The 18,436-nt window shown below is 62.9% G+C and carries 13 protein-coding genes; 7 read left to right on the top strand and 6 right to left on the bottom strand.

Annotation, left to right across the window (positions count from 1 at the left end; genetic code table 11):
* Positions 1–153 precede the first annotated feature (153 nt).
* Complete coding sequence (locus BWP39_RS05550; RefSeq protein ID WP_096717638.1) at positions 154–1,362, top strand: Bcr/CflA family multidrug efflux MFS transporter; 1,209 nt, start codon at positions 154–156, stop codon at positions 1,360–1,362.
* Between the two features lie 120 nt (positions 1,363–1,482).
* Here BWP39_RS05550 and BWP39_RS05545 read toward each other — a convergent pair whose 3' ends face one another.
* The 3 genes from BWP39_RS05545 to zwf form a co-directional block, all read right to left on the bottom strand.
* Complete coding sequence (locus BWP39_RS05545) at positions 1,483–3,399, bottom strand: bifunctional transcriptional regulator/glucokinase (protein WP_096717636.1); 1,917 nt, start codon at positions 3,397–3,399, stop codon at positions 1,483–1,485.
* On the bottom strand, positions 3,377–4,081 hold the full coding sequence (gene pgl, locus BWP39_RS05540) for a 6-phosphogluconolactonase (RefSeq protein WP_096717634.1): 705 nt from the start codon (positions 4,079–4,081) through the stop codon (positions 3,377–3,379). Before pgl ends, BWP39_RS05545 begins: the two co-directional genes overlap by 23 nt.
* Positions 4,082–4,204: 123 nt before the next feature.
* Positions 4,205–5,665 (bottom strand): glucose-6-phosphate dehydrogenase, encoded by a 1,461-nt coding sequence (gene zwf, locus BWP39_RS05535; protein ID WP_096717632.1) that lies wholly within the window; start codon positions 5,663–5,665, stop codon positions 4,205–4,207.
* A 568-nt stretch (positions 5,666–6,233) separates the two neighbouring features.
* Here zwf and BWP39_RS05530 point away from each other — a divergent pair.
* The 4 genes from BWP39_RS05530 to BWP39_RS05515 all read left to right on the top strand — a co-directional run bounded on the left by BWP39_RS05530 (position 6,234) and on the right by BWP39_RS05515 (position 10,644).
* Positions 6,234–7,481 carry an ABC transporter substrate-binding protein gene (locus BWP39_RS05530; protein ID WP_096717630.1) on the top strand — a complete coding sequence of 416 codons (1,248 nt, stop codon included), beginning with the start codon at positions 6,234–6,236 and terminating at the stop codon, positions 7,479–7,481.
* Between the two features lie 148 nt (positions 7,482–7,629).
* A complete protein-coding gene (locus BWP39_RS05525) occupies positions 7,630–8,571 on the top strand; it encodes a carbohydrate ABC transporter permease (RefSeq protein ID WP_096717628.1) in 942 nt (313 codons plus the stop codon).
* Complete coding sequence (locus BWP39_RS05520) at positions 8,561–9,418, top strand: carbohydrate ABC transporter permease (RefSeq protein ID WP_091011386.1); 858 nt, start codon at positions 8,561–8,563, stop codon at positions 9,416–9,418. The genes BWP39_RS05525 and BWP39_RS05520 overlap by 11 nt, the downstream gene beginning before the upstream one ends.
* A gap of 110 nt (positions 9,419–9,528) precedes the next feature.
* Positions 9,529–10,644 (top strand): ABC transporter ATP-binding protein, encoded by a 1,116-nt coding sequence (locus BWP39_RS05515; RefSeq protein WP_096717626.1) that lies wholly within the window; start codon positions 9,529–9,531, stop codon positions 10,642–10,644.
* Between the two features lie 850 nt (positions 10,645–11,494).
* On the opposite strand, the gene BWP39_RS05510 is transcribed toward BWP39_RS05515, so the two are convergent.
* Complete coding sequence (locus BWP39_RS05510; RefSeq protein ID WP_096717624.1) at positions 11,495–12,241, bottom strand: Smr/MutS family protein; 747 nt, start codon at positions 12,239–12,241, stop codon at positions 11,495–11,497.
* A gap of 156 nt (positions 12,242–12,397) precedes the next feature.
* Entirely contained in the window at positions 12,398–13,396 is a 999-nt protein-coding gene (trxB, locus tag BWP39_RS05505) for a thioredoxin-disulfide reductase (protein WP_096717622.1), read from the bottom strand.
* 375 nt (positions 13,397–13,771) lie between these two features.
* On the opposite strand from trxB, the gene BWP39_RS05500 reads away from it, so the two are divergent.
* Together BWP39_RS05500 and lolA are read left to right on the top strand one after the other, a co-directional pair.
* Positions 13,772–16,087 carry a DNA translocase FtsK gene (locus tag BWP39_RS05500; RefSeq protein ID WP_170043834.1) on the top strand — a complete coding sequence of 772 codons (2,316 nt, stop codon included), beginning with the start codon at positions 13,772–13,774 and terminating at the stop codon, positions 16,085–16,087.
* A gap of 143 nt (positions 16,088–16,230) precedes the next feature.
* Positions 16,231–16,971 carry an outer membrane lipoprotein chaperone LolA gene (gene lolA, locus BWP39_RS05495; RefSeq protein WP_096717618.1) on the top strand — a complete coding sequence of 247 codons (741 nt, stop codon included), beginning with the start codon at positions 16,231–16,233 and terminating at the stop codon, positions 16,969–16,971.
* Between the two features lie 53 nt (positions 16,972–17,024).
* On the opposite strand, the gene cytX is transcribed toward lolA, so the two are convergent.
* Positions 17,025–18,344: a putative hydroxymethylpyrimidine transporter CytX gene (gene cytX, locus BWP39_RS05490; RefSeq protein ID WP_096717616.1), complete on the bottom strand. Its 1,320-nt coding sequence runs from the start codon at positions 18,342–18,344 to the stop codon at positions 17,025–17,027.
* Positions 18,345–18,436: the final 92 nt, after the last annotated feature.

Here is an 18,436-nt window from a genome sequence, read left to right as displayed (position 1 = left end):
CTGCCCGATGCACGGCAGGAAGCGGCACACGTCGACCCTCACGGTTCTCACTGCCTGCCTCATCCGGCGCCTCGGGTACAATCCGCCCAATCTCTGCGTTCTTCCATCAAGTCCGGCGTTGGCACGGGCGAACCGCTTACCCCCTGGATTCTCATGTCTCACGTTGTCAGACGCCGGCCCGATGGTCGGCTGATTCTGTTGCTCGGTGCGCTTGCCGCCTGCGGTCCGCTCTCGACGGACATGTATCTGCCGAGCCTGCCATCGATCGCGCTCGCGTTCGGCGTCACGTCTGCCGTCGCACAATCCACGCTGACCAGTTTCATGGCCGGGTTCTCGGTGGGCATGCTGTTGTACGGCCCGCTCTCCGATGCCTATGGACGGCGCCCGATCCTGCTCGGCGGCATTGTGCTGTTTACGCTGTCGAGCATCGCGTGCGTGTTCTCGTTCTCGATCGGCTCACTCGTGTTCGTACGGTTTCTGCAGGCGCTCGGGGCGGGCGCGGCGTCGGTGCTCTCGCGCGCCATCGCGCGCGATGCGCACGAGCCGACCGATGCGGCGCGCGTGCTGTCGATGGTCGCGATCGTCACCGCAGTGGGGCCGCTGCTGGCGCCGTTGATTGGCGGCCAGTTGCTGTTGCTCGGCAGCTGGCGTGTGGTGTTCATGGCGCTCACGCTGTTCGGCGCGTGCTGTGCCGTGACCGCGTATCTGCGCGTGCCGGAAACCTGGCCGCGCGAGAAGCGCGCGAATTCGGCGGTGCTGCAATCGTTCGCCGCTTACGGCCGGCTGCTGCGAGATCCGCTGGTGTGGGGGCACTTGCTATGCGGCGGGATGGCGTTCGCATCGATGTTCACGTACATCTCGGCGACGCCGTTCGTCTACATCGACTATTTCCACGTATCGCCGCAGCACTATGGGTTCTTCTTCGGGCTGAACGTGTTCGGCATCATCGTCGGTAACTTCCTGAATACGCGTTTCGTCGGGCGCGTGGGGCAGCTGCGCATCATCTCGAGCGCGGCGACGATCAGCTGCATCGCATCGCTGTTCGTCGCGCTGGTGTGCATCACCGGTTGGGGTGGGCTGTGGTCGATCGTGGTCGGGTTGTTCTTCGTGGTCGGCGTGGTGGGTGTGCTGTCGGCCAACTGCACGACCGACCTGATGCACCGCTATCCGCACAACGCAGGCGCTGCGGCTGCGGTGTTTGGCGCGGTGCAGCTCGCGCTCGGTGCGCTTGCGAGCATTGTGGTCGGGCTATGGCACGACACGTCGCCGCTCGGCATGGGCATCACGATCGGCGCGGCCGGTGTGCTGTGTTATGTGGGACGTCTGTTGATCTTGCGCTGGCACGATCGGCCGGTGCGGTAGGGCGTTAGTGCGGTAGCGCCGCGCAGGGAAGGGTGCGAACGTGCTGTGCTCAAGAAGTACTTGGGCCGGGCCTCACGCACCGTGCGTGGCAGCCCGAGCCCACTCCATCACACGTACACCCTAATCACGCGCCGTCGACGCCGCGCCATGGCTGAGCCAGTCGAGCACAGCTGTTGCCTCATCGTCGGCACCGTCGCGCACTTTCGCGAGCGCTTCGCGGACATCGGCGTCCGGTGCGGCATGACGGATCGCCACGCCCACCGCGAGGATGTCGATCATCACGAGATGCAGGATCCGCGAAATCATCGACAACTGCGACTCGCGCATTTCGATGTGATCGGTTTCGAGCGCCACCGTCGCGCGCTTCGCGAGCGGCGTGTTGCTCGACGTGATCGCGATCACCTGCGCACCAGCCTGCATCGCTACTTCAAGCACACGCAACAGTTCGGGCGCGCGCCCCGATTTCGACACCGCAACAATCACATCACCCTTGCCGAGTAACGCCGCTGACGCAGCCTGCATGTACAGGTCGCCGTACGCGATGGTCGGAATGCCGAAGCGGAAGAACTTGTAGTGCGCGTCCTGCGCGACGATGTTCGAATTGCCGAGCCCGTAGAACTCGATACGCCGCGCACCGGTAAGCAGATCGATCGCGCGCTCGACGTGTTCGAAATTTAGATGCTCACGCAACTGCAGGATCGCGGACACCGTGTTATCGAGCACCTTCGCGCCGAAATCGGTGGCGGTATCGCCGAGATGCACCTGGCTGTGGCTGACCGGAATCGTGCCGGTAAGACCGGTGGCCAGCTTCAGCTTGAAGTCGGACAGCCCCTGACAGCCAAGCGACCGGCAAAAGCGGATCACCGTCGGCTGGCTGACGTCGGCCTTGCGCGCGATATCGACGATCGGGTCGTTAATGATCGAGCGCGGATGATTGAGCGCGAGATCGGCGACGCGTCGTTCGGCCGGCGTCAGTGCATCGCGCATCTGCCTGATCCGCTCGAACACCGCCGACGATCCACCGCCCGCGCGATTCGACAGTTGCTCCGCGAGGATCGCGGAAACGCCCAGAAAAGCCGGGTATTCCGCCGTAATCACATAGGTCGGCACGTTCTGCAGATATCCCTCGAAGCGACCCTTCGCCTCGAAGCGCTCGCGAAACGACGAGTGCGCGAACACATCGCCAAGCCGCGGTACAACACCACCGCCGATATAGATACCGCCGAGCGCGCCCAGCGTCATCGCGACGTTGCCAGCGAAATTACCGAGGATGCCGCAGAAGCAGTCGATCGTTTCAGCGGCAAGTTCATCGCCCTCAAGTGCACGCTTGACGATCTCCGACGTATCGCACGAAGGCGCGACGCGTTTCTTGTCGCGAGCCGCGAGCGCGCGATAGATCACCTCGATGCCAGGGCCGGCGACGACGCGTTCGAACGACACATGCGACCACTTCTTGCGCGCGTACTGCAGCACCAGGTCTTCGCGTTCATCTTGCGGCGAGAAGCTCGCGTGACCGCCTTCGCTGCCGAGCGCGATCCAGCGATCATCGGCGGGAATCAGGCCCGAGACGCCAAGGCCGGTGCCCGGCCCGAGCAAACCGATCACGCTGTTCTGACGGCGCGCGCCGCCGCCTACCTGCACGCGCTGCGTGTCGGTGAGGCCCGGCAGCGCCATCGCGAGCGCGGTGAAATCGTTGACGACAAGCAGCGTATCGAAGCCGAGCGCGCGGCGCGTTGCTTCGATCGAAAAGGTCCAGTCGTGATTGGTCATGCTGACCTGATCGCCATCGACCGGATTCGCAATTGCAATCGCCGCGTGATTCACGCGACCGATCTTTGTGTCCTTCAGATACTTCTGGATGACCTCGGCGACACCGGAATACTCCGCGCACGGATAGACGCGCACCTGGGTAATCTCGCCCTGTTTCACTTCGAGCGCAAAGCGCGCATTGGTGCCGCCGATGTCGGCGAGGAGCCTCGGTCCGTCGGCGTGCTGGCCCGTACCGGGCACAGCCTTAGTTTGCACACCAGTAGACATCGAGTCTCACTCCCTTGTCGTTCGCCAGCGTCGAGATGGCATTTTTTTGTGGCGCAGCGGCAGCGGCATTGAGTACGTCGAGCTTGCTCTGTCCGGCGATCAGCAGGAACAGGTGACCGACCTGTTTCAGCGCGCTCATCGACCAGCTCACGCGTGCGTGGGGCGCGGCGCCCGGATGCACGGCGACGAAGTGCTCGGGTGTGGAAATCGCGAAGTCCCATTCCGGCGAATCGGCGAAGATCGACGCGGTATGGCCGTCTTCACCCATACCGAGCACGGCGACATCGGGCACGCGGCGCGCGGGGTCGGCGTTCAGCGCGGCGATGTGCGCATCGAGCGCCTGGGTCGTGTCGACGAGCGGCCAGAAGGTGGCGTCGCGCGTGGCGTTCTGCAGCAGCGTCTCGTGCACGAGACGCGCATTGCTCGCGCTGTCCGTTTCCGGCACCCACCGATCGTCGACCAGCGTGACGAGAATGCGCGCCCAGTCGAACGGCTGGGTGGAGAGATTTTGCAGGAACGGACGTGGGCTGGTGCCGCCCGATACTGCGAGCGTGGCCAGGCGCGCGCCGGTTGCGGACGCGTTTGTCGTTGCGGCAAGCGACGCATGTAGCGCGTCGCCTACTGCCTTCGCCAGCGCGTCGGATTGGGCGCGCGGGTCGTCGAAAGCGTGAAGCTCGATCACTTCTCCTCCGTACAGCTTTCTTGTTAGTTTGCAGGGCGGGCCGCAGAGCGGCCCCGTGGATAGTGCGTCAACGGTCCGCGTGTAGAACTGCGCGCGGACGTCGCCCCGTTCAGTTTTCTACCTTCAATTTTCTTCCTCGAGCCAGCAGGTGCCGTGCTGCGCAAGCATCGCGCTTGCAGCCGCCGGTCCCCACGTGCCCGCCGCGTACGGTTTCGGTGCCTTGTTTGCCGCCGCCCAGTCGTTCAGGATTGGCTCGACCCAGCGCCATGCGGCTTCCTGCTCGTCGCGCCGCACGAACAGCGCGAGCCGGCCGTTGATCACATCGAGAAGCAGCCGCTGATAAGCCTCCATCTGGTTTTCGCGGAAGAACTGGTCGAACGCGAGATCGAGATGGACGCTGGCGAGGTTCATGCCTTCGCCAGGTTGCTTGGCGAGGCAATACAGACGGATCGTTTCGTTCGGCTGCAGGCGGATGACAAGACGGTTCGCACCGGGGCGCAGCGCGGTCGGTCCCAGCGCCGAATGCGGCACCGGACGGAAATTCACGACGATCTCCGCGACGCGATCGGCCAGCCGTTTGCCGGTGCGCAGGAAAAACGGCACACCTGCCCAGCGCCAGTTCTCGATCTCGACTTTCAGCGCGACGAAGGTCTCGGTCGTGCTGTCCTTTTTCACGCCAGGTTCGGTCGCGTACGCGGGCACCGCTGTGCCACGAATCACGCCCGCGTGATATTGACCGCGCACCGCGACGCGCTGGATATCGCGCGGATCGATCGGCTTGAGCGCGCGCAGCACACGCAGTTTTTCATCGCGTACCGAGTCCGAATCCATTGAATGCGGCGGTTCCATCGCGACGATCGAGAGCAGTTGCAACAGGTGGTTCTGCACCATGTCGCGCAGCGCGCCGGTATTGTCATAGAAATCGCCGCGCGCCTCGACACCGAGTTCTTCGGCGATCGTGATCTGAATACTTTCGACCCATTCGCGGCGCCACAGCGGCTCGAACAGCGCATTGCCGAAGCGCAGCGCGAGCAGGTTCTGCACCGGCTCCTTGCCGAGATAGTGGTCGATCCGGTATATCTGCTCTTCCGCGAAAATCTCGCCGACCGCGTCGTTGATCGCATTCGATGACTGCAGGTCGTAGCCGAGCGGCTTTTCCAGCACGATGCGCGCGTTTTCGTTGAGTCCCACCGATGCCAGCGCATGACAGATCGGCACGAACAGCGACGGCCCGGTAGCGAGGTAGAACACGCGCGTGCCGGACAGCTTGTTCACTGCGTCGCGCAGCAGCACGAAGTCTTCGGCCTTGCTGAGATCGAGCTTCACGTACTCGATGCGCGCCAGAAAACGTTCCCATACGGCTTCGTCGAGACCATCCTTCGACACATACGGTTTGACGTGCCCATTCACCCATTCGATGTACCCGGCACGATCCTCCTCATGCCGCGCGACACCGACGATCTTGCCGCTGTCCGCCAGCATGCCTGCACGGTGCGCTTCATACAGTGCGGGCAGGATCTTGCGCATCGACAGATCGCCGGTTCCGCCGAAGAGCACGAAGGTGAAGCTTGAATCGGTTTGCATGAGTCTCCGTCGATGTCCAGGTGCCGCCGAGGTGCGCGCCAGGTGAGCGCGAAGTGAACGTCCGGGCGGCCGTAGTCCGATAAAATTTTTTTTGACACTGAATTGTAGTTTAACTACAATCCAAATCAAGAGGTAGCGCTAATTCGATGAAAAAAGCGTATCCGGGAGCTGCGAGATACACGTTTTCCCGAATCGGTGGTTGTGCCCCGCATGTTAACGGAACATCCGGTTTCTGCATGGGCTGGCGGGCAGTCCCGCTGCCGTTCTGCAGTCCGGTGAACCGGCAAATGTGCGGTGCGCCTCGAGTCTGCAACTCGCCTCCGGCACACCGGGTTAACGGGTGCGAGGCGGGGCAGGCAAAAATCAAAAGAGGAGACAGTCAATTGCATCCCGAATCACTCATCTCTTGAGCGTCCTGCGGCCGGACAACGGCTTGCCGGCACATGCTGCGCATGCGTCTGCCCGAGGCTCGACCGCTCAATCGTTTTGCCTGTTTGAACCACTCACTGCACCCTGGCTATATCAGGGGCCATTCGTTTTTTGTTCAGGTGTCTGGAGGAGATAAGCAATGAAATTTCGCGCGATCATGGGCGCACTGTGCGCCGCGGGTCTGATGTGTGGCGTGTCGGCCGTGCAGGCAGCCGAGTCGGTCGAAGTACTGCACTGGTGGACGTCGGGCGGCGAATCGAAGGCTGTCGGCGTGCTGAAAGACGACATGCAGAAGCAGGGTTACACGTGGAAGGACTTCGCGGTTGCGGGCGGCGCAGGGGCGGCGGCCATGACGGCACTGAAGACCCAGGTAATCTCGGGCAACGCACCGACGGCGGCGCAGATCAAGGGTCCGCTGATCCAGGAATGGGCCGATCAGGGTGTACTGGTACCGATCGACTCGGTCGCGGGTGACTGGAAGAAGAACCTGCCGCCGCAGATCGACAAGATCATGCACGCGGGCGGTCACTATGTTGCCGCACCGTTCTCGGTGCACCGCGTGAACTGGGTGTGGATCAACAAGGCCGCGCTCGACAAGGTCGGTGCAAAACCGCCGACCACCTGGCCGGAATTCTTCGCACTCGCCGACAAGCTGAAGGCTGCCGGCATCCAGCCGGTGGCTGCCGGTGGTCAACCGTGGCAAGACCTGACGCTGTGGGAAGACGTCGTGCTGTCGCAAGGCGCCGACTTCTACAAGAAGGCGATTGTCGACCTCGACCAGAAGACCCTGACGTCCGCGCAGATGGTCAACGTGTTCGACACGGTTCGCAAGATCCAGTCGTACATGGATAACGGCCGCACCGGCCGCGACTGGAACCTGGCGACGGCGATGGTCATCAACGGCAAGGCCGGCATGCAGTTCATGGGCGACTGGGCGAAGGGCGAGTTCGCGAACGCGGGCAAGCAGTCGGGTACGGACTACATCTGCGCACCGGTGCCGGGCACGTCGAAGCAATACACGTTCAACGTCGACTCGTTCGTGTTCTTCCAGCAGAAGGGTCAGACGGCGGCGACCGCCGGTCAGCTCGCGCTTGCGAAGACGATCATGAGCCCGGAATTCCAGGAGCAGTTCAGCCTGTACAAGGGTTCGATCCCGGTGCGCCTCGGTGTGCCGATGGACAAGTTCGATGCATGCGGCAAGCAGTCGTACGCGGATGAACAGACGGCGATCAAGGCGGGCGGTTATGTTCCGTCGCTGGCACACGGTATGGCTCAGGCAGATGCAACCGCCGGCGCCATCACCGACGTCGTCACGAAGTTCATGAACTCGACGCAAGACTCGAAGAGCGCAGTCGATGCGCTCGCCAAGGCTGCAAAGACGAAGTAAGCAGGATGGCTACGTGCCCGGTTGCGTCGTTCACGCGTAACCGGGCACGCGCCATGTATGACGCCTTACCCGAAGCCACACCCCATGCCAGTCCAGCGTTGCGTTGCATACCTGCAGTCGCGGGCCGCATAGTTTCAGGAGTCGAGTAGTGACTGCTTCTCTTAGCGGAAACGGGAAGAACACGGCCGCCGTGACCCGCCGCACTTCGCCGCTATCGGCGTTTGCCGACCGCTGGATTCCGAAGCTGGTGCTTTCCCCCAGCATCGTGATCAGCCTCATCTTTGTTTACGGCTTTATCCTCGTTACCGGTTTTCTATCGTTGTCCGATTCGCGGTTGATGCCGCGCTACAACTTCGTCGGCCTCGACCGCTATCGCGAACTGTTCGAGAACGACGTCTGGTGGACCGCTGCCGCGAACCTCGGCTGGTTCGGCATTCCGTTCATTGCAATCTGCGTCGCGCTCGGCCTGTTTCTCGCCATCCTGCTCGATCAGCAGATCCGTAACGAAGGTGCGTTGCGCGCGATCTTTCTGTATCCGATGGCGCTGTCGTTCATCGTGACCGGCACCGCGTGGCAATGGATCCTGAATCCCAACCTCGGTATGCAGAAGGTGTTTCACGACTGGGGCTGGACGAGCTTTACCTTCGACTGGCTCGACAATCCCGATCGCGCGATCTTCTGTATCGTGATCGCCGCTGTCTGGCAGTCCACCGGCTTCGTGATGGCGCTGTTCCTTGCGGGCCTGCGCGGCGTCGACGCTGAAATCTTCAAGGCGGCACAGGTGGATGGTGCGCGGTTGCCCACCATCTATCGCCGCATCGTGATTCCGAGCATGCGCCCGGTGTTCTTCTCGGTACTGCTCATTCTCTGTCACATCACGATCAAGACCTTCGACCTCGTCGTCGCGTTGACCGCGGGCGGCCCGGGTACCTCGTCGTCGCTGCCGGCCATGTTTATGTACACGTTTTCGTTTAACCGAGGGCAGCTTGGCGTCGGCGCAGCATCGTCGATGATGATGCTCGCAACCGTCGTGGCCGTACTCGTGCCGCTCATGTATATGGAATCGAGGAGCACGCGCAATGCAGCCTAAGATGACGATTAGCCGTGCCGTCATTTATGCGGCCTTGATTCTGTTTGCGTTGTATTTCCTGTTTCCGCTGTACGTGATGCTGTCCACGTCGTTCAAGGATCTGGATCAGTTGCGTCACGGCAACCTGTTGACGCCGCCGTCCAGCCCGACCTTCGCACCGTGGATCAAGGCATGGAGCCAGGCGTGTACGGGTGTGCGGTGCGACGGCATGGAACCGTTCTTCATGAACTCGGTGCGGATGGTGATCCCGGCCGTGCTGATCTCGTCGATCATCGGCGCGTTCAACGGCTATGTGCTCACGCACTGGCGGTTCCGCGGCGCCGATGCGCTCTTCACGATGCTGCTGGTGGGCTGCTTCATCCCGTTCCAGGCAATCTTGCTGCCGATGGCGCGCGTCGAAGGTTTCTTCGGCCTGTCGAATACGGTGGGCGGACTCGTGCTAGTGCACGTGGTGTACGGGATTGCTTTCACGACGATGTTCTTCCGCAACTTCTACGTGAGTATTCCGGCTGAACTCGTGAAGGCGGCGCGTATCGACGGGGCGGGGTTCTTCGTGATCTTCACGAAGATCCTGCTGCCAGTATCGCTGCCGATCTTCATGGTCTGCCTGATCTGGCAGTTCACGCAGATCTGGAATGACTTCCTGTTCGGGATCGTGTTTTCCGGTGTCGATTCGATGCCGATCACGGTTGCGCTGAACAACCTCGTCAATACGTCGACCGGGGTGAAGGAATACAACGTCGACATGGCTGGCGCGATCATCGCCGCGCTGCCCACGCTACTCGTCTACGTGATCGCCGGCCGCTACTTCGTGCGCGGCCTGACGGCGGGCGCGGTGAAGGGCTAATCCAACGGACGCCGCGGCGGCGCAGTGCGCCTCGCGGCTTGAACAGCATCCGGCCGGCGGCGCTTCGCGCGGCGGGTTCGAAGCAGTACAGAGACTAGAGGAATCACAGCATGGCAAGCCTTTCCATCCGTGACGTATACAAGACTTACCCGAACGGCGTGCCGGTTCTGAAGGGTGTCGATATCGACATCGAAGACGGGCAGTTCCTGATTCTGGTCGGCGGCTCCGGCTGCGGGAAGTCGACGCTGCTGAACATGATCGCCGGTCTCGAGACCGTGACGAAGGGCGAGATCCTGATCGACGGTAAGGTCGTGAACGACCTGTCGCCGAAGGATCGCGACATCGCAATGGTGTTCCAGTCGTATGCGCTGTATCCGTCGATGACAGTGCGCGAGAACATCTCGTTTGGCCTGAACATCCGCAAGGTGCCGAAGGCCGAGCAAAGCCAGATTGTGGAGCGTGTGTCGAACATGCTGCAGATCCAGCATCTGCTCGATCGCAAGCCCGGTCAGCTATCGGGCGGCCAGCGTCAGCGTGTCGCAATGGGCCGTGCGCTTGCACGCGATCCGGTGATGTTCCTGTTCGACGAACCGCTGTCGAACCTCGATGCGAAGCTGCGCATTGAAATGCGTTCGGAAATCAAGCTGCTGCATCAACGTCTTGGTACGACGATCGTGTATGTGACGCACGATCAGATCGAAGCGATGACGCTTGGCGACCGTATTGCGGTGATGAAGGACGGCGTTGTGCAGCAGTTCGGCGCGCCGCAGGACATCTACGATTCGCCGTCCAATCTCTTTGTCGCGGGTTTTATCGGCGCACCGCCGATGAACTTCATTCAGGGCAAGGTGGTGGAGCAGGGTGCGGGGTTCGGTATGGAACTCGATACCGGTGCGCGGCGCAGTGTGTTGAATCTGCCGTTCGACGGCAAGGTGAAGAGCCATGTTGGGCGCGAAGTGATTCTTGGGCTGAGGCCGGAGCGCATCACCGATGCACGGAGCGCGCATAACGTTGGAGATGCGCAGTTGCAGTCGATGGAAGTGAAGATCGATGTGATCGAGCCGACCGGGCCGGATACGCTGGTGTTCGCGCAGGTGAATGGCAAGCGGGTGGTGAGTCGGGTACATCCGGCGTCGAATCCGCAGCCGCTGACGAATATGAATTTGTTGTTTGATGTGTCGAAGGCGGTGCTGTTTGATCCTTCGAATGAGGAGCGGATTGCATAGGGTTTGGGGTTTTCTGTCTTGTGTCGGGGTGCTTTGATTTAGCGCCGCTAGTTTTTGTTTGCCTGGGCAGGCGGCTTCGATTTAGCGCCTCGTGGCGCAGGCGTTGCCCCTGTGCGGGGCGGCACCTTCTTTCTTTGCCGCGGCAAAGAAAGAAGGCAAAGAAAGCCGCCCGAGACGTTACCGAGTCGTTTCCGCGTGTAGCCCTCGTGGCCCGCACCTAAGTGTCGCCCTCGCACTGAAACGGTAGTGGTCCGAGACGAGATCACACCTCGCCCCGCCAACGGTAGTGACAAGGCGCTCATCCGTTCCGGCGGGCTTCGCCGCCGACGGGCATAACCCGCTTCGGCTTCGTTTAGCGCATCCTTGCGGCTTCGACTTCAGGCTTGCTCTCCCTTCTACTTGCCGCTTCAACTTCGTCGCCGACTTCTCGTTCGGGCTTGCGTCTTGAACTGTCCTTCAGCTTTCGCATTCAACTTGACGTCCCGCTGTCCTCGTCGGGTTTCCGCTGTGGTCACCCAACCGCGAGCACGTAGTGCGAGTGGGATGAATGACGGCCTTGTCACTATCGGTTGAGATGCGAGGGATGGTCTCGTTTCGGACCACTACCGTTTCAGTGCGAGAACGACACTTAGGCGCGGGCCACAAAGGCTGCACACGGAAATGACCCGCTATCGTCTCGAGCGGCTTTCTTTGCCTTCTTTCTTTGCCGCGGCAAAGAAAGAAGGTGCCGCCCCGCACAGGGGCAACGCCTGCGCCGCGAGGCGCTAACGAAGAGCCGCCGCCCTAGGCAAACAAGAACCAGCCGCCAGGCGCAAAAAACAAAGCCGCCCGCACATGCAAGAAACCCAAGTCAGACCGCCAGCCGCCCAGGCTGCAACAACACCAGTACCGCGCCAGCGCCCCCATCATTCGGCCGCGCCTGGCAAAACGCGATGACCTCTTCCTTCTGCACGAGCCACGCGCGAACCTTGCCCTTCAGCACGGGCTCCTTGCCCACCGACCCAAGCCCCTTGCCGTGTATCACCCGCAGACACCGCAGACCACGCTTAACCGAGTCGCGCACGAAACCAGCCAGCGCGTCGCGCGCTTCATCCCGACGCATGCCATGCAGGTCCAGTTGCGCCTGCACGATCCACTCGCCGCGGCGTAATTTGCGCACCACATCCTGACTAATTCCCGGACGACAGTAGTACAACGTGTCGTCGGTTTCGAGCAGCACCTCGGGATCGAACTCGTCGGATAACGCCTCCTGTAGCACCGCTTCTTCGTCGAGCTGGGTCTGCACCGGCAGCGGGGCAGGTGGCTGACGCGGCACCGATGCACGCGGCGGAACCGTAAGCGGCGCGACTGCGCCAATCTCACGACGGAACAGGTCGGCATCGGCGGTGGCTTCGCGGTGTGCTTGCTGGGCGACGATGCGTTCCCGTTCGCGGCGCTCGGCTGCACCCTTCAGCGAATCGCGCAATGCACCGAGGCCGGCAAGTCCCGGCGCGGGTTCGGCGGCCGCTTTTGTGGGTGCGGCGGCGGGTGGCGCGGGTTGTGCCGGCGCGGGCTTCGCGCGTTTCGGTTCGCTAGGGTGAGGCAGGTTCTTCGGCATGACGGTCAGACAGATCGCGCTGCAAGGTGAATCGGAGCAATCGGGGCCACGTGTCGCTAACGACGCTACCCACAAGACACTACAAACAACAAGGGCCGCTGGCTTGTCGGCCGCGGCCCCTGCTCGGTGTGCGTCGGGTAGCGCCCGGACGCTATTTTACCGTTCTGCTTCCGCGCTCAACACGTGTTCGCCGGCGGTTTCGTGGATGCTCTCCAGATAGCGCTGCGCGTCGAGTGCGGCCATACAGCCCGTGCCGGCGCTCGTGATGGCCTGGCGGTACACATGGTCCTGCACGTCGCCGGCAGCGAACACGCCCGGGATGCTCGTGCCTGTCGCATTGCCCGTGAGGCCGCCGTTCGTGATGATGTAGCCGTTCTTCATTTCCAGCTGGCCTTCGAACAGATCGGTGTTCGGCTTGTGGCCGATCGCGACGAAGATGCCTTGCAGGCCGAGGTCGGTGGTGGCGCCGGTTTGCGCGTGCTTGATGCGCAGACCGGTTACGCCGGACTGGTCACCCTTCACTTCGTCGAGCACGTGGTTCCACTTGATCTCAACGACGCCTTCCTTTTCCTTCGCGAGCAGGCGGTCGATCAGGATCGGCTCGGCGCGGAATTTGTCGCGGCGATGGATCACCGTCACTTTCTTCGCGATGCCCGCGAGATAGAGTGCCTCCTCGACCGCCGTATTGCCACCGCCGATCACCGCAACGTCCTGCTTCTTGTAGAAGAAGCCGTCGCAGGTCGCGCAGGCGGACACGCCCTTGCCCATGAACGCTTCTTCGGAGGGCAGGCCAAGATACTGCGCCGATGCGCCAGTCGCGATGATCAGCGAGTCGCAGGTGTATTCGCCAGCATCGCCGATCAGGCGGATCGGCTTTTCGCCGAGCTTCGCGGTGTGGATGTGATCGAAGACGATCTCGGTGTTGAAGCGCTCGGCATGTTCCAGAAAGCGCTGCATCAGTTCCGGTCCCTGTACGCCGTTCGCGTCGGCGGGCCAGTTTTCGACGTCGGTCGTGGTCATCAGCTGGCCGCCCTGTGCGAGCCCCGTGACGAGTACCGGCGCCAGGTTGGCGCGCGCCGCATAGACGGCAGCGGTATAGCCGGCGGGGCCGGAACCGAGAATCAGAACCTTGGCGTGTTTGGTGGGTGCGGGCATGATCGAAATCCGTAAATAGCGTCCGGCCGGGTGGTGCAGGATGATGCGAAGCCGGGAACGTGTGTCGAAACTGTAGATGGGTATCAGTCCGGCATTATAAAGGGCGGGGCAATCGGCCGCTCCATGAAGCTTTGCGATGGCGGCGATAGCAAGACGCATGAGCCTTGCCGGTGGTGTCTGCAAGGCTCCCTGAACAAGGCTGGGTGCGGGTAGCCGGGAGTCGGCGGGCCCATGAAACCCCGATTTCCCCCTCCAGACCCGGTTACCGTCATTTACAGCCTTGTACGCAATACAACGTTTACAATAGACCGGATCAATCGACTGGCGGCTGGCCCAGCCCGCAACACGCACCGGACCGCCCACGCAACAGGATCAATGGCAAAAGCTACTTATTCCGCGAACGCGCAGGCATTGCCGCACCGCATGTCGCGTCTCTTCACCGAAATCCGCTGGATCCTGCAGGTGGCGCTCGGCGTATTCCTGCTGATGGCACTCGTCAGCTACAGCCGCCACGATCCGAGCTGGACGCACGCGGCGCAGGTCGATCGCATCGCCAACTGGGCGGGCCGCGTCGGCGCGTGGACCTCCGACATCCTGCTGCTGCTGTTCGGGCTGTCCGCCTACTGGTGGATCGTGCTGCTCGCACGGCGCATCTCCGCAAACTACCGGCGCATCACACATCACGAAGCGGTTTCCGACGACGGTCCGCGCGATATCAGCTGGCTGGCCGAAGCGCTCGCGTTCGTCGTGGTGCTGCTCGCGTGCGACGGCATCGAGGCGCTGCGCATGTGGTCGCTCAAAGTGCAGTTGCCGCGCGCCCCTGGCGGCGTGGTCGGCGAAGCGGTGGCGCGCGGCGTGTCGCACGCGCTCGGCTTCACCGGCGGTACGCTCGCGCTGCTGGTCGTGCTGGCCGCTGCGCTGTCGCTGTACTTCCGCTTCTCGTGGCTGTCGGTGGCGGAGCGGGTCGGCGATTCGATCATCTCTGCGGTGACGTTCGCGAAGCTGCGCCGCGAGGCCGGCCGCGATCGCAAGCTCGGTGAAGCAGCGGCCGTCAAACGCGAAGGGAAAGTCGAACAGGGCCGCGTGCGGATCGAGGAACACGAGCCGGTCACGATCATCGCGCCGGTCGTGAAGCCTGAAAAATCCGAACGCGTCGAGAAGGAGCGGCAGGTGCCGCTCTTCACCGACCTGCCTGGCGATTCGACCTTGCCACCGGTCTCGCTGCTCGATCCCGCACCCGAAGTACAGGAAACCATCTCCGCCGATACGCTCGAATTCACTTCGCGTCTGATCGAAAAGAAGCTGAAGGATTTCGGCGTCGATGCGAGCGTGATTGCTGCTTATCCTGGGCCGGTCGTGACGCGCTACGAGATCGAACCGGCCACCGGCGTGAAGGGCAGCCAGATCGTCAATCTTGCGAAGGACCTCGCGCGTTCGCTGTCGCTGGTATCGATCCGTGTCGTCGAGACGATTCCGGGCAAGAACTACATGGCGCTCGAACTGCCGAACCAGCGCCGGCAAACCGTGCGGCTGTCGGAGATTCTCGGTTCCGCCGTCTATGCGGATGCGTCGTCGCCGCTGACCATGGGTCTCGGCAAGGACATCGGTGGCAAGGCGGTCTGCGCCGATCTCGCGAAAATGCCTCACTTGCTGGTGGCCGGCACGACCGGCTCGGGCAAGTCGGTGGGGATCAACGCGATGATCCTCTCGCTGCTCTACAAGGCGAGCGCCGAGCAGGTGCGGATGATCCTGATCGATCCGAAGATGCTCGAAATGAGCGTCTACGAAGGCATTCCGCATCTGCTGTGTCCGGTCGTCACCGACATGAGCCAGGCCGGCCACGCGCTGAACTGGACGGTCGCCGAGATGGAGCGCCGCTACAAGCTGATGAGCAAGCTCGGCGTGCGCAATCTCGCGGGCTACAACAACAAGATCGACGAAGCGGCGAAGCGCGAAGAGAAGCTGCCGAATCCGTTCAGCCTCACGCCGGACGATCCCGAACCGCTCAACCGGCTGCCGAACATCGTCGTCGTGATCGACGAACTCGCCGACCTGATGATGGTGGTTGGCAAGAAGGTCGAAGAGCTGATCGCGCGGATCGCGCAGAAGGCGCGCGCGGCGGGCATTCACCTGATCCTCGCGACGCAGCGTCCGTCGGTCGATGTGATCACCGGGCTCATCAAGGCGAACGTGCCGACGCGGATGGCGTTCCAGGTGTCGTCGAAGATCGATTCGCGCACGATTCTGGACCAGCAGGGCGCGGAATCGCTGCTTGGTATGGGCGACATGCTGTACTTGCCGCCGGGTAGCGGTTTGCCGGTCCGCGTGCATGGCGCATTCGTGTCCGACGAGGAAGTACATCGCGTCGTCGACAAGCTCAAGGAGCAGGGCGAGCCGAACTACATCGAGGGCATTCTCGAAGGCGGCACGCTGGGTGAAGGCGACGAGGGTTCCGCGGGCGCTGCGGGAACTGGCGCTGCGGGCGGCGAGTCCGACCCGCTGTACGATCAGGCGGTCGAGATCGTCATCAAGAATCGTCGCGCGTCGATTTCGCTCGTGCAGCGGCATCTGCGGATCGGCTACAACCGCGCCGCCCGGCTGCTCGAACAGATGGAGCAGTCGGGGCTCGTGTCGGCGATGTCGTCGAACGGCAACCGCGAGATTCTTGTGCCGACCCGGGATGCCGACTAGTGCGGTTTAGCGCGGTTGCGTAGCCGTAGCATGTCTCGCAGCGCGCTCAATATCGCCTGGCGAGCCCTGCGGCAACCCGCCCCGTCCGCCTCGAAAACTGGCCACCCCGCGCGGCCATCCGATTCCATTCACGGAGAAACACCATGCAGCACTACGCCGGGCAGGATGCCCGCCACGCACTCGTCCGCTTGGGCCCTGTAAGCCGCCTGGGTCACCTGATCCGCACGTTGGCGCGCGCCGCCGGTTGCGTTGCGATCGGCGCATCGTTGCTGGCAGCATCGCCGGTATTCGCAAGCGGCACCGAGCAGTTGCAGGCGTTTGTCGCGCAGGTGCATTCGGCGCGCGGCTCGTTCGTGCAGCGTGAAATCAAGGCACCGAACAACGCGGCGGGTGCAAGCGGCGCACTGCCTACCACGCGCACGGGCGGCACGTCGAGCGGCACGTTCTCGTTCGCGCGACCGGGCAAGTTCATCTGGTCGTACGAGAAACCGTATCAACAGTTGCTGGAGGCCGACGGCGACAAGCTCTATGTGTACGACAAGGACCTGAATCAGGTCACGATCCGCAAGCTCGGTGGCGCACTCGGTGCGAGCCCGGCGGCGATCCTGTTCGGCAGCAACGATCTGGACAAGAATTTCACGCTGCAGGACGCGGGCGTGAAGGATGGGATCGACTGGCTCGAACTGACGCCGAAGGCGAAGGACACGCAGTTCCAGCGCGTCGGTATCGGCTTCCGGAACGGCAACCTCGAAGCGATGGAGCTGCACGACGTGTTCGGCAACGTGACGTTGCTCACGTTCACGAACATGGAGAAGAACCCGGCGTTGCCCGCCGATCAGTTCAAGTTCACGGTGCCGAAGGGCGCTGATGTGATCAACGGCTGAACGCGTTTTTAGCAGATCTTGCGCCGGGCATCGGCTGCCCGGCATCTCGCACGCTATGCCGCGTAAGCCCGCCTGCGGAACGATACGAACGCCAGATAACCGAGTGCGCCGATCGCGAGCGCGGGCAGCGTCGCGCCGAGATTCGGTAGCCACTGGTTGATCGCGTGATAGGCGGCGATGCCGATCACCCACGCGGCGAACGCGCTCATGTGCCAGCCGCCCGAGAATCCGTAACGCCCGCGCAGGTCAGCGAGCGCGGCGGCTTCGATGCGGCGCCTGCGCACGATGAAGTGATCGGCGAGCACGACGCCGAAGAGCGGCGCGAACACCGAGCCGATCAGCAGCAGGAAATTCTGATACTTCGCCATCGGCACCAGCAACGCGATCAGCGTGCACAGCGCGCCGAACCCCGCCGATAACAGCGGCACACCCGCACGCGTCCAGAACGTCCCGGTCGATACCGCCGCCGAATGAATGTCGGCAAACGCATTATCGATTTCGTCGATCAGCACCAGCAGCAGCGCGAGACCGCCGCCGGCCTGTGCGAGTGCGGTGGTCAGCAGCGCATCGCCGCCGCCCGCTGCGAGGCCGTACACGGCGCCGAGCGCATAGAACCACAGGTTGGCAATGCCGTAGCCGAACAGCGTGCCGCGGAAGGTTTCGCTGGGTCGTTTGCCGAAGCGGGTGTAATCGGCGATCAGCGGCAGCCATGAGAGCGGCATCGCGACGACCAGATCGACGGCGCCGCCGAACGGCATCTCGCCGGTGCCGGGGCGGCGCATCAGCGCGGCAAGATCGTGCCGCGCCAGCAGGCTCCACGTGAGCCAGGCAGCGCCCGCGAGCAGCAGCCAGATGCCCCAGGTGCGCAGAAAACGCCGGACGAACGACAGCGGACCGCTGATCGCGAGCAGTGTCGCCAGTAGACCGAAGAGTACGGTCCAGACGAGCGGCATCGACAGGTTGAACGCCTGCTTCGCGAGCGCATCGGCGGAATCGCGCATCACGATGACTTCGAACGAGCCCCAGCCGACCAGTTGCACGGCGTTCAGCACGGCCGGCACCGAGGCACCGCGTACGCCGAGCGTCGGACGCAGCGACGACATCGCCGCGAGCCCCGTGTCGGTGCCGATCACGCCGGCCAGGGCGAGCAGTACCACACCAATCACACTGCCGAGACCGATCGCCGCTAGCGCAAGTGGCAACGCCAGGCCGGGTACCAGCAGTGCGCCGGCCTGCGCGACCAGCAGCCCGATGCCGAGTGAGAACCATAGCGCGAAGGCGTCGCCAGTGCGGAATGCGCGTCGTGCGTCGGGCACGGGGGTGAGCGGCGCGTAGGTGGGACCGGCGGCGCCGGCATGCTGGTCTTCTGTCATCGTGTGTTGGTCCTGTTGTGTCTTGTGTCGGGCTTGTGCCGGCATTGCTTGGGAGACTGCCGGCGTGCAGTGGGCCGGTCTATAGTCTGGCC

The organism is Paraburkholderia acidicola (assembly GCF_002362315.1).
Taxonomy (GTDB): Bacteria; Pseudomonadota; Gammaproteobacteria; order Burkholderiales; family Burkholderiaceae; genus Paraburkholderia; species Paraburkholderia acidicola.
Note: the sequence above shows the minus strand (reverse complement) of the source record. Positions and strands in the feature narration are given on the sequence as shown.